The organism is Psychroserpens sp. S379A (assembly GCF_049800755.1).
Lineage (GTDB): Bacteria > Bacteroidota > Bacteroidia > Flavobacteriales > Flavobacteriaceae > Psychroserpens.
In genome coordinates this window covers 214,900-226,494 of the sequence record NZ_JBNAFQ010000002.1, presented here as the reverse complement: position 1 = coordinate 226,494, position 11,595 = coordinate 214,900, and the positions used below count along the sequence as shown (strand labels likewise).

The window sequence follows — 11,595 nt, the reverse complement described above, 5'->3', positions numbered from 1 at the left end:
TAGACGACTATCATTTAAAGTGTAGCAAAAAAATTTGAAATGAAAAAAGTAATTTACATACTAACATTTTTTTTAAGCACTTATGTATTGGCTCAAAACAAGCAATTGTTTGATGAAGCTAATACATTGTATAATGATGCTAATTATACTGAAGCACTTGAAAAATACAAATCCATTTTAGAGTCTGGAGAACATTCAGCTGAGTTGTATTTTAATATTGCAAATGCACATTATAAACTAAACCATATTGCACCAAGCATTTATTATTACGAAAAGGCCTTATTGCTAAAGCCCAATGACAAAGACATAAAAAACAACATCGCTTTTGCGCGAAACATGACTGTTGATGCTATCGATACAGTTCCAGAAGTTGGAATTTCAAAATTTGTTAAGAATATAACAAATATGATGAGTTTTGATGCTTGGGCAAAGCTTGCTGTTGGTTTTGTTGTTCTTTTCGTGATTTTATTGGTGACTTATTACTTTACCTATTCAACTTCAAAAAAGCGATTTTCCTTTGTTACAGGAAGCTTGTCTTTATTACTAAGTTTCGTTGCCTTGGGATTTGCATTTCATAAATTTGAGTTGGTAAAAAATGATCAGCCAGCCATTGTTTTTGCTCAAGAATCAAAAATTAAGAGTGAGCCAAACTTAAGAAGTTCTGAAGCGTTTGTGCTTCATGAAGGTACAAAGGTTCAGGTTTTAGATACCGTAAGCAATTGGAAAAAAATTAAGTTATCTGATGGTAAAACAGGTTGGATAATGAATGACGATATTAAAATTTTAAAAGATTTTTAATATTCCTTAACACTTCTAAAATTAGGTTAACTTATATTTGCACTTCAATTTGTTTTATGAATAGAAACATCATAGCAATCTTCTTTTCGATTTTATTTGTGGCTTTCGTTACTGCACCATCAGTAATTTTAGCTATGGATGATTCTTTTGATGTTTCAATTTTTTATAGTATTACTGAAGAAGAAGAAAAAGAAACACTAAAAATAGCTCATATGAATGAGCTTAGTGATTTAGAATACTTATCTGCTTCAAAAACAACAGATAATTTAGGTTATTTTTTTAAGACGTATTCTAAACCTCACCTTAACCTTATCTCTCCTCCTCCCGAACAAAACATATTATAAGTCGGTTATTTGGCTATTGATTTAGCCTTAAATTTTTATTAAATCACTTTTAATCGAAAAGATTAAAAGACAAGCTTATTATATATGTTTAAAACTATTAAGAGCGACTTACCAGCTAGTATAGTCGTGTTTTTTGTAGCATTACCTTTATGTTTAGGTATTGCATTAGCTAGTGGAGCACCACTTTTTTCGGGTCTTATTGCAGGAATTATTGGAGGAATCGTAGTTGGAGGACTAAGTGGTTCTAAAATTGGTGTAAGTGGACCAGCAGCTGGATTAGCTGCAATTGTATTAACAGCGATTGGAACTTTAGGAGGTTACCAAAACTTTTTAGTTGCTGTGGTTTTAGGTGGAATAATTCAATTAATATTCGGACTCCTTAAAGCTGGAATTATTGGGTATTACTTTCCATCTTCAGTAATAAAAGGAATGTTAACAGGTATTGGAATCATTATTATTTTAAAGCAAATTCCTCATTTCTTTGGTTACGATCCTGATCCTGAAGGCGACTTTGCTTTTTTTCAAGTTGATGGAGAAAATACATTTTCAGAAATCATTAATACGTTTAACCATATTTCACCAGGTTCGGCATTAATTGGAGTTATAGGATTAGCAATTTTATTGTTGTGGGATAAAGTATTATCTAAAAAAGGAAAAATCTTTCAGTTAGTGCAAGGCCCTTTAGTGGCAGTAGTTGTCGGAATTATATTCTTCGTGATTACAAAATCTCACGAAACCTTAGGTATTGATCAATCTCATTTAGTTACTGTTCCAATACCAGAAGACGCGAGCTCATTTTTTGGTCAGTTTAGTTTGCCAAATTTTTCGGTAATTACAGATCCTCAAGTTTGGATAGTTGCATTTACAATAGCCTTAGTAGCAAGTTTAGAAACCTTGCTTTGTGTTGAGGCAACAGATAAACTTGATCCTCATAAAAATGTAACACCTACTAATAGAGAGCTATTAGCTCAAGGTACAGGAAATATTGTTTCTGGTATGATTGGTGGTTTACCAATTACACAAGTAATAGTTCGTAGTTCTGCGAATATACAATCTGGAGGACGAAGCAAAGCTTCTGCTATAATTCATGGATTTTTATTATTGATTTCAGTGATTTTAATTCCAAGATTATTAAACATGATTCCGTTATCTGTACTAGCAGCTATTTTATTTATTGTCGGATTTAAATTAGCTAAACCATCATTGTTTAAAAAGATGTACGATTTAGGCTGGAAACAATCCATTCCATTTTTTGTAACTGTAATAGGAATTATTTTTACAGATCTTCTAGTTGGTATAGGTATGGGATTAGGTGTTGGAATTGTTGTAATTCTAATAAAAAGCTTCCAAAATTCTCACTTCTTACACATTGAAGATAAAAGTAATGGTAAGCATAAAATTAAAATGACATTAGCCGAAGAAGTTACGTTTTTTAACAAAGGTGCCATTTTAAAAGAATTAGATAGTTTACCAAGAGAAACGTATCTAGAGTTAGACGTGAGAAAAACAAGATACTTAGATAATGATATTATTGAGATATTAGAAGATTTTGCTTTTAAAGCAAAAGAAAGAGATATCGATATTCAGCTAGTATCAGAGCGTGGAATTGTTGAAAATCCGGATAGCTTTATTGAATTTTTCAAATTAAGGCCAAAAGCAAGCTAAAGATTATGAAAGCAAAATATAAAATCTTAGTGCTTTCAGATTTAAAAAGCGCAACGACTAATGCTATAAAATGTGGTATAAGTCTGGCCAAAATGACTGATGCGAATTTACAATTGTTTTATGTGAGAAAAGCAACAGATATTGTTGAACAGGAAAGTCAATTATCAGCTAAACGATCCATTAATAGGTCATTTATTAAAGCTAATAATGATATCCAAAATGTGCTCAATCCTTTCTCAAAAGATTACAATATCGACATAGAGTATAATCATGCCTTTGGAAATGTAAAGAATGAAATTAAAAATCATATTCAAGAACAACAACCAGATGCTATTGTTATAGGAAAGAGAAAATCTAATTCGCTTAATTTTATTGGAGATAATATCACAGAATATGTAATCAAAAATTTTGATGGTGAGATTATAATCGCTTCAGAAGAAAACAGTCTAGAACCTAATAAACAGTTATCACTAGGTATTTTGAATGGAAGTGACAAGCCATTAAAGAAGGAGCTTACTAATAATTTGATTGAGTATACTCAAAAACCTATAAAATTGTTTAAAACAACCGAACAAGAGGATTCTAATTCAAATCAGTCTTTTTCAAGCAAAGAAACGGTAGAATTAGTATTTGATTATGGAGACAATTCAATGAAGAGCTTGTCAAATTATTTGTCTAAAAGTGATGTAAATTTATTATGTGTGCATAAAATGAATACTAATAAAAAAGACGCAACTTTAAACATTAAGAGTGTGTTGAATAATGTCAATGTATCACTACTGATTTCATAGATATAAAATTGATAAAAGTATTTGAGTTTAAAAAAGAATGTTGTTTATAACCTTTTTATAATAATCAAAAAGCCTTAAATTTAGGTTTATCCTAATACATCAAATTATGAAGAACTTATTTACAAATATTAAAGGTGACGCTTTTGGAGGTATTACTGCAGGTATTGTTGCATTGCCATTAGCTTTAGCCTTTGGTGTGTCATCTGGCCTTGGACCAAGTGCAGGCTTATATGGCGCAATATTTATAAGTTTTTTTGCTGCTTTATTTGGAGGAACTAATACACAAATTTCTGGCCCAACAGCACCTATGACTGCTGTAAGTATGGTTGTTATTGCTGGTATAATTGCAGCTAATGATGGTAGTGTTGAAAAAGCACTTCCAGCAATTTTAACCGTGTTCTTACTAGCAGGATTAATGCAAATTGGTTTAGGAGGTTTGGGATTAGGAAAATATATACGTTATATTCCTTATCCTGTAGTCTCTGGGTTTATGACAGCTATTGGAGTTATTATTTTAGTGACTCAAATTTTGCCTGCTATTGGATATTATCCTAAAGAAGATGAAAGCTTTGTAGAACAATATAAGCCTGAAGCCGAAGAGGTTATTCTTGAAAATATTTTAAAGGAAGAAGCTGCCGAAGATATTTTAGTACTTGAAGATTTTAAAGAAACAATTTCTAGAGCAGAAAAAATTACTCAAGATGATATTTTAAAAGAGTCACAAACACTTGCTGCTAAAAATGCTTCAGGAGTTTTAGGTGCTATCAAGGTGTTACCAAGAGCTCTTAAAAACATTAATTGGCTTGAATTGGTACTAGCGTTAGGAACTATTTTTATTATTTACGGATTTAAACGTATTACGACTAAAATTCCTAGTACGCTTGTAGCTTTAATTGTCATGTCTGCAATAGCAATACTGGCTAAATTAGACTATAGACCTATTCCAGAAATCCCTCAAGGATTACCTAAGTTAAATACTAATATTTTTACAAATTTTAGCCTAGGTAGTATTACACCTTATATTTTTACTGCACTTACATTATCGCTTTTAGGAGCGATTGATTCACTTTTAACAAGTGTTGTAGCAGATAATATGACCAAAACCAAACACAAACCTAATAAAGAATTGGTAGGTCAAGGTATTGGGAATAGTATTGCTGCTTTATTTGGAGGCATTCCTGGAGCTGGAGCGACAATTAGAACAGTTGTAAATATTAACTCTGGTGGTAAAACTAAATTATCTGGAATGATTGCTGGCGTGTTATTGTTTATAATTTTATTAGCAATGGCTCCTCTTGCTTCTCAAATACCTGCAGCTGTTTTAGCGGGAATTTTAATTACAGTTGGTATTGGTGTGATGGATTATAAAGGACTTCGTGCAATACCTTCAATGCCAAAAGACATCAAATTTGGACCTGTAAAATTAAGCTCCGAAGTATTGATAATGCTTATTGTTTTGGTATTGTCGTCGTTATGGGATTTAGTCTATGCTGTTGGAATAGGTTTAGTAATTGCCTCCTTAATGTTTATGAAAAAAATTGGAGACCTTACTGCAGAGCGTTCAGACGTGAAACCTCTAAAAGAAGAAGCATGGAAAGACGAAGCCAATTTTCCAGAAAAGTTAAAAGAAGAAGTTTTTATCAAGCATTTAAAAGGCCCTTTGTTTTTTGGTTCAACTTCAGATTTTCAAGCGCTTACCTTACAAATACCTGAAACAGCATCCATAGTTATTTTAAGATTAGGACGTATGCAATATATGGATCAATCTGGCCTTTATGCTATGGAAGATATGCTATTAGAATTAAAGGCTAAAAATGTAGAAGTTCTTTTCGTAGATCTTCTTAAACAACCAAGATATATGATGGAACGTATTGATATTATTCCAGATTTCGTTCCCGAAGAACACATCTTCAAATCATTTAAAGATTGTCTGTCTTGGATTAAATTAAATGTAAAAGATAATTTTAAAACTATTAACAAATGAAAAATATAGCGATAACAAAAGACGTTCAAAGCGCATTATCTCCTAATGCAGTTTTACAAGATTTATTAGAAGGAAATAACCGTTTTATTAACGGAAATTCTCAAGCCACAGATAATTCGGCATTAGTAAATCAAACTACAGGAGGTCAATATCCAAAGGCAGTAGTGTTGTCTTGTATCGATTCTCGTGTGCCAGTTGAAACCGTTTTAGACCAGGCTATTGGTGATATATTCGTTGCAAGAGTAGCAGGTAATTTTGAAAATGTAGATATTTTAGGAAGTCTAGAATACTCTTGTAAAGTTGCTGGCAGTAAACTTATTTTAGTGCTAGGTCACGAAAGTTGCGGAGCAGTAAAAGCTGCTTGTGATGGTGTAGAGCTTGGTAATATTACTGCTATGCTAGATAATATTGTACCTGCAGTTAGAAAAGCAACCGAAGAAGAGGACGGTTTAACAACTTCAGAGAATAAAGAATTTGTCGCTAGAACTGTAAAGTATAATGTTGCACTTACAATGGATAGAATTCGTGAAAAAAGTCCAATTCTAGCCGAAATGGAAGCTAATGGTGAGATTCAAATTGTTGGAGGTGTGTACAGCCTTCATACAGGAAAAGTTGAGATGATTTAAATTAGATAATATACCAATAACAAAGAGCTGTCTATAATTTATAGGCAGTTTTTTTATGCTTGAGAATCACCATTAGAGTCTTCTTTTCCTTTGTTTAATATACTTGGAAATAGCATAGGAGCCAATCCCTTAACAGGTTCATATAAAATAGAGTTTTCGAGATCGTCCTCATCTGCAAACGGAATCGTATCATTCATATTATCAAAAACAATAAGCAATATACTTAAGATCAATCCAATTTTTAAAGCGCCAAAAACACCACCAAGTAATTTGTTTAAAATTCCTAAAGCAGCAAAATTAGCAAGCTTAGTCAGTGCTTTTCCTGCTAATGCAATTGTTAAAACAATAATCACAAACGTAATAGCAAACGCTACGATATTGATATATTTTTCATCCCAATCTAATTTGCTATTTAAAAATTCTGCAGCAAAATTACTAAAGTGAATTGCACCATAAACACCAGCAATTAGAGCTACTAAAGAAGCCACTTCAACAAAAAGCCCTTTCATAAAACCTCGTATAAGTCCGAAAAGTAAAAGTGCACCAAGAATAATATCAATTACAGTCATAGTGTTTCAGTTTTAACAAACGTACATAATTTAAATCAATAACGTATTTCAAAAACATATAGTTTATTACATTTGTCAATTGTAACGTTATAAGATTTTCAAAAGAAAAATGGCTAGAGATCAACAGTTAAAAGATAGATGGGATTTGATAGTTAAAAAACTATCCAATCAATTTGCAGATGGAGATACTTTAGACCTAGATGCTATTATTTATTTAATTGGAGTACAAGAGTTAGGACAATTTGATCGCAAGTTTAAAAAAGATCACAAGATCGATTTAATGCACATTGCCATTTGTAAATTGCTTACACCTTACGGTTTTTACGAATTCGATTTTGTTGACGACGATGGTTGGCCACATTACAAGATTAAAGAGCAATTACCTTCTTTAAAAGCTGGAGAACAAAGTGTTTTAATGAAAGATGCTATTGTCAATTATTTTTTAGAAACAAAGTTTATTGATTAATTACTGTAAAGAATTATATTGCGTTTTTATTAATCAATTAACTTAATTTATATGAAAAAAATTATTTTTCTTTTTAGTGTTTTAGCCTTAACTGTAATGTCTTGTAGTAGTGATGATGATGGTGGTGGTAGCGAATCTCAAGATCCATTTATTGGGAGTTGGAGATACTCAACTTCTTTTGAAGATGGTGTAGAAGTTCCATTAGATGATTGTGAAAGTCAAGACACAATAGTGATTTCTGCTAATGGTACATTTAATACCACTTTACATGATGATTTTGGTTCGGGTTGTGAAGTAGATGCAACTGTAACAGGAACCTGGGAAAATCTAAGTAGTGGTACTTACTCTTCTACATCTGAAGGATATACTTATGTGCAACAAGTCACTTTTACTAACAACACAATGTCTATTACAGAAGTAGATGGAGGAATCACTTACAGAGATGTTTTTGTGAGACTCTAAAAATCTATAAGTCTTATATAATGATGTAAAAACTCCTTTTAATTAAGGAGTTTTTTGTTTTAATCCTTAAATTTGCGGTTCATTTTCACAGTATCATGATAGACAAGATAAAAGAGCTCATAGCAGAAGCCGAAGCGTTTAAAGCACAATCTAAAGAAGAGGTTGAAGCATTTCGTATTAAGTATTTAGGATCAAAAGGGATTTTGAAAGAATACTTTGCTGAGTTTAAAAATGTGGCTAACGAGCAAAAGAAAGAATTTGGTCAAACCATTAATCAGCTTAAAAAAACCGCTGAAGAGAAAGTCAATGCACTTAAAGAAGAGCTTGAAAGTAACGAAGAAACTGCTGGAATTTATGGCGATTTATCGCGTCCTGGTGAACCAATAGAGATTGGAGCACGTCATCCTATTTCTATTGTAAAAAACCAAATCATTGATATCTTTTCACGTATCGGATTTAACGTAAGTGAAGGACCAGAAATTGAAGACGATTGGCACAATTTTACAGCATTAAACTTACCAGAATATCATCCAGCTCGTGATATGCAGGATACGTTTTTTATTCAAACCAATCCAGATGTATTGCTTAGAACACACACAAGTTCTGTGCAAGTACGTTATATGGAAAATAACAAACCTCCAATTCGTACCATTTCTCCTGGTCGTGTGTTTCGTAACGAAGCCATTTCGGCACGTTCACATTGCTTTTTTCATCAGGTAGAAGGTTTGTATATTGATAAAGATGTGAGTTTTGCCGATTTAAAACAAACCTTACAATACTTTACAACCGAAATGTTTGGAAAATCTAAAATTAGATTACGACCATCGTATTTTCCATTTACCGAACCAAGTGCTGAAGTCGATGTATATTGGGGTTTAGAGACCGAAACCGATTATAAAATGACCAAAGGAACAGGTTGGTTAGAAATTATGGGTTGTGGAATGGTAGATCCTAATGTATTAGAAAACTGTGGTATCGACTCTAAAGAATATTCAGGTTTTGCCTTCGGAATGGGAATCGATCGTATTGCTTTGTTATTACATCAAATTAGTGATATTCGTTTGCTCAGTGAAAATGATGTGCGTTTTCTTGAGCAATTCAAAAGCGCATTATAAAATATAATCTGTCATTCCGACCGAAGTGGAGGAATCTATGATATGTTTTGTTGAACCATTATAGATTTCTCGTTTACACTTCAACAGGCTCAATGATCGCTCACAATAACATGTTCTGTCATTCATAACGAAACGAAGTGTAGTGAAGCATCACTTTTTCTCCTATTAGATATTGAAGGAGCATCAATTAGTAACAAACCATCATGAAAAAAGACATCCAAATACCTAAAGTTTCAGACGTTTTTGTAGCTGTCGTTCAAGAGCAACATCCAGAATACAAAACTGAGGATTGGAACGCTTATATCATTAACAATAAAGACGTCGATTTAGAAACAGTTTTAATTGTCTCAAAAGGCTATTCCGAAGAAAAAGTGACACCAGTTATGCGTCATACCATAACACTATTACCAGCTAGAAGTTATGCTAAAATAGAGTTTATGCAAAATGAGGTTTTAAAGCTAAACAATGAGTTTAAAGTCACATTTTTTGAAGGCAATCAAATGCTAGATAAAACCTATTTGTTTAGAAAAAACACCATCAATACCAAAGCCTTACAGTCAATACCATTAATGCAATTAAAAGGTGTGTTGGTGAAGTAACCAAGTTTTTTATTTCGCAGTTAATTAGGAATTCTTGATATGAGATCCTGAATCTAGTTTAGGATGACCACCACCAATCAATCCAACTTATCTGTTAATTTCTTAAATACCTTTTTTGGGTCTTTATGCTCATAAAGAATAGCATAAACAGCTTCTATAATTGGCAGTCGTGTCTTTTTTACATTTTTAATATTGAGTTCATGGGCACTTTTTGTAGCATAATAGCCTTCAGCTACCATACTCATTTCCATTTGAGCCGATTTTACAGTGTAGCCTTTGCCTATCATATTACCAAACATGCGGTTTCTTGAAAATGTAGAATAACCGGTTACCAATAAATCGCCTAAATAAGCAGAGTTGTTAATGTTACGTTTCATTTTATGCATCTTCTTTATAAAACGTTTCATTTCTCTAATGGCATTACTCATCAACACACTTTGAAAATTATCGCCATAGCCCAAACCATGAGCAATTCCTGCAGCAATAGCATAAATGTTTTTCAGCATCACAGCATATTCAACACCAATGATATCATCGCTAATTTTTGTTTTGATATAGTTACTAGATAAAGCATCAGCAATGGTTTGTGCTTTTTCGGCATCTGCACAAGAAATGGTTAAATACGATAGACGCTCAAGTGCGACTTCTTCAGCATGACAAGGACCAGCAATAACGGCAATATTTTTAAAAGGAATATGGTAAATATCATGAAAATGTTCACCTACTAATAATCCTGATTCTGGAATAATCCCTTTAACAGCAGACACAATAATTTTATTAGAAATATCTGCTGAGAGCTTTTCTAATTCAGAATGCATAAAGGCTGAAGGAATTACAAAAATAAGCACATCAGCCCAATGAGCTATCTCATTAATATCATTGCTAATTTTTAATTGTTCAGTCTTAAATTCTACCGAACTTAAATAACTAGGATTATGCTGTTCTTTTAATAGATGTTCTTTAGTATACGCACTTCGCATATACCAACCGACTTCATCTAAATTTTCACATAACATTTTCACAATAGCTGTTGCCCAACTACCTGCTCCAAAAACAGCATATTTAAGAGGTGAATTCATAAAACGGATTATCAATTTTTAGTTATTCAAAAATACATAAAATCTACAGACTTTTAACTTTGGCACGTGTTTTGGATTAGATATTGCAGTAACCCAAAAAACGAACGATTATGAAGACAATAAAACTATTTTTAGGCTTTGCTTTATCAGCAGTTCTCCTAACGTCTTGTTATACTGAAGAAGTGATTGTTAACGATTATGATAATCAACCAAGCATTTCTTTGAATCAGTTATTGGGTTCTTACGAACTTTGGTATGTAGATATCAATCAAACTTTAGGTCCTGGAGAAACACCTTTCTTACAAATTGCATTTACACTTTCTTTTAGGAATGGTATCGTTTATGCAAATAACAATTTAGTTGGATTTGGGAGTCAAGGGAATGGTTTTGGAATAGATGTAGGAACTTACGATGCTTACAATACGATTTTAGACGTCTACCACGACATTGATGGCTATGAAACCTTTGATGTGTATCAAATTGATAACAATACAATTGAATTGTATAATCCTTATAACGATACATCATATTTTTTAAACGGTTACCAAAGAAGCAATTTTGATTACGACTTTGTGTTTTATGACAACATTCACTATTTTTTACAAGAGTATGAGGCTTGGGAAAAAACGTATACAAGTCAAATGGGAATGCTAAATGAGTTTGATAACGAAAATTACCTTCAGTTTTTAGCTGGCGGAAACGATTCAGAATTTAGAAGTTCACAAGATCAGAACATTGCAATACCTGCTAATATTTATTGGGATTACACAGGAATTTATGGCGTAGGAAACATCAGCAATAATATGTATTTAAAAACATTAACATTAGATTATGACTTTTTCGACAATGAATTCTTTGAATTGAGCGTTATTAATGATCAAAGGATAGAATTGTATCATCCAACATCTGAAACAATATACGAGTTCACAGGTAGAGGATACATACAATTTATGCGAGAGACTGATGCTCAAGGAAGAAAAATGGAAGGCAGTGAAACACTTAAAAAACGTAAACAAAAAACACCTAAAAAAGATAACCCAAGGGTAAATACAAGGAGCTAAATTTTGGTTGGTTATTTAGTTTCCAGAAACGTCCAC

13 protein-coding genes are annotated in these 11,595 nt (G+C 32.4%); 11 read left to right on the top strand and 2 right to left on the bottom strand.

What is annotated here, in order from left to right; genetic code table 11:
• The first annotated feature begins 39 nt into the window (after positions 1-39).
• The 6 genes from ACP15M_RS05790 (at position 40) to ACP15M_RS05765 (ending at position 6,208) form a co-directional block, all read left to right on the top strand.
• Positions 40-798: an SH3 domain-containing protein gene (locus ACP15M_RS05790; protein WP_425076239.1), complete on the top strand. Its 759-nt coding sequence runs from the start codon at positions 40-42 to the stop codon at positions 796-798.
• 56 nt (positions 799-854) lie between these two features.
• A complete protein-coding gene (locus ACP15M_RS05785) occupies positions 855-1,142 on the top strand; it encodes a hypothetical protein (protein ID WP_425076238.1) in 288 nt (95 codons plus the stop codon).
• Positions 1,143-1,226: 84 nt separating this feature from the next.
• On the top strand, positions 1,227-2,807 hold the full coding sequence (locus tag ACP15M_RS05780; protein WP_425076237.1) for a SulP family inorganic anion transporter: 1,581 nt from the start codon (positions 1,227-1,229) through the stop codon (positions 2,805-2,807).
• A gap of 5 nt (positions 2,808-2,812) precedes the next feature.
• The gene (locus ACP15M_RS05775; RefSeq protein ID WP_425076236.1) at positions 2,813-3,598 is read left to right on the top strand and encodes a universal stress protein; all 786 of its coding nucleotides are present in this window, start codon (positions 2,813-2,815) and stop codon (positions 3,596-3,598) included.
• A 106-nt stretch (positions 3,599-3,704) separates the two neighbouring features.
• On the top strand, positions 3,705-5,582 hold the full coding sequence (locus tag ACP15M_RS05770; protein WP_425076235.1) for a SulP family inorganic anion transporter: 1,878 nt from the start codon (positions 3,705-3,707) through the stop codon (positions 5,580-5,582).
• Positions 5,579-6,208 carry a carbonic anhydrase family protein gene (locus tag ACP15M_RS05765; protein WP_425076234.1) on the top strand — a complete coding sequence of 210 codons (630 nt, stop codon included), beginning with the start codon at positions 5,579-5,581 and terminating at the stop codon, positions 6,206-6,208. The genes ACP15M_RS05770 and ACP15M_RS05765 overlap by 4 nt, the downstream gene beginning before the upstream one ends.
• A gap of 53 nt (positions 6,209-6,261) precedes the next feature.
• On the opposite strand, the gene ACP15M_RS05760 is transcribed toward ACP15M_RS05765, so the two are convergent.
• On the bottom strand, positions 6,262-6,777 hold the full coding sequence (locus ACP15M_RS05760; RefSeq protein WP_425076233.1) for a CvpA family protein: 516 nt from the start codon (positions 6,775-6,777) through the stop codon (positions 6,262-6,264).
• A gap of 109 nt (positions 6,778-6,886) precedes the next feature.
• On the opposite strand from ACP15M_RS05760, the gene ACP15M_RS05755 reads away from it, so the two are divergent.
• From ACP15M_RS05755 to ACP15M_RS05740, 4 genes are all read left to right on the top strand, one after another.
• Positions 6,887-7,243: a hypothetical protein gene (locus tag ACP15M_RS05755; RefSeq protein ID WP_425076232.1), complete on the top strand. Its 357-nt coding sequence runs from the start codon at positions 6,887-6,889 to the stop codon at positions 7,241-7,243.
• Between the two features lie 51 nt (positions 7,244-7,294).
• Positions 7,295-7,705 (top strand): lipocalin family protein, encoded by a 411-nt coding sequence (locus ACP15M_RS05750; RefSeq protein ID WP_425076231.1) that lies wholly within the window; start codon positions 7,295-7,297, stop codon positions 7,703-7,705.
• Positions 7,706-7,800: 95 nt separating this feature from the next.
• Positions 7,801-8,820, top strand: coding sequence for a phenylalanine--tRNA ligase subunit alpha (gene pheS, locus ACP15M_RS05745; RefSeq protein WP_425076230.1), 1,020 nt, complete (start codon positions 7,801-7,803; stop codon positions 8,818-8,820).
• 203 nt (positions 8,821-9,023) lie between these two features.
• Positions 9,024-9,419 carry a hypothetical protein gene (locus tag ACP15M_RS05740; RefSeq protein WP_425076229.1) on the top strand — a complete coding sequence of 132 codons (396 nt, stop codon included), beginning with the start codon at positions 9,024-9,026 and terminating at the stop codon, positions 9,417-9,419.
• Positions 9,420-9,496: 77 nt separating this feature from the next.
• Here the strand turns inward: ACP15M_RS05740 and ACP15M_RS05735 are convergent, their stop codons facing one another.
• Positions 9,497-10,498 (bottom strand): NAD(P)H-dependent glycerol-3-phosphate dehydrogenase, encoded by a 1,002-nt coding sequence (locus ACP15M_RS05735; protein WP_425076228.1) that lies wholly within the window; start codon positions 10,496-10,498, stop codon positions 9,497-9,499.
• Positions 10,499-10,608: 110 nt separating this feature from the next.
• Here ACP15M_RS05735 and ACP15M_RS05730 point away from each other — a divergent pair, with 110 nt between their 5' ends.
• Positions 10,609-11,559: a nicotinic acid mononucleotide adenyltransferase gene (locus ACP15M_RS05730; RefSeq protein WP_425076227.1), complete on the top strand. Its 951-nt coding sequence runs from the start codon at positions 10,609-10,611 to the stop codon at positions 11,557-11,559.
• The last annotated feature ends 36 nt before the right edge of the window (positions 11,560-11,595 follow it).